This is a genomic window from Pauljensenia sp. UMB3104 (genome assembly GCF_030217285.1).
Lineage (GTDB): Bacteria > Actinomycetota > Actinomycetes > Actinomycetales > Actinomycetaceae > Pauljensenia.
On sequence record NZ_JASONN010000157.1, the window covers coordinates 1 to 320 of the forward strand.

The 320-nt window shown below is 67.8% G+C and carries 1 pseudogene; it reads right to left on the bottom strand.

The window, feature by feature from the left end:
- Positions 1 to 45: 45 nt before the first annotated feature.
- Positions 46 to 320, bottom strand: a pseudogene (locus QP415_RS11170) (ABC transporter ATP-binding protein); the annotation flags it as partial.

Consider the following 320-nt stretch of genomic DNA (forward strand, 5'->3'; position numbering starts at 1 on the left):
TTCGGCTGGCCGATGGGCACCCGCGGCCCGCGAGGCAGGCCGGCCTTATCCCTCAGCTACTTCAGCTGCCTCCAGCCACTGTTCTTCCAGTTCCTCAAGCTGGCCGGTGGCCTCACTCAGCTCTTTGCCAATCCGCGCGAGTTCCTCATAGTCCCCGCTCACCGCACAGGCAGCGCTGCGCTCCTGCGCCTTGGCGATCTGCTCGCGCAGCCGCGCCATGCGTTTTTCGATGCGTTGCACCTCTTTGCGGGCTTCGCGCTGAAGGGCACTCGCGCTTTTCACAGTTCCCGCCCCGGACCCGGCGGCCGCCGCCCCAGCGC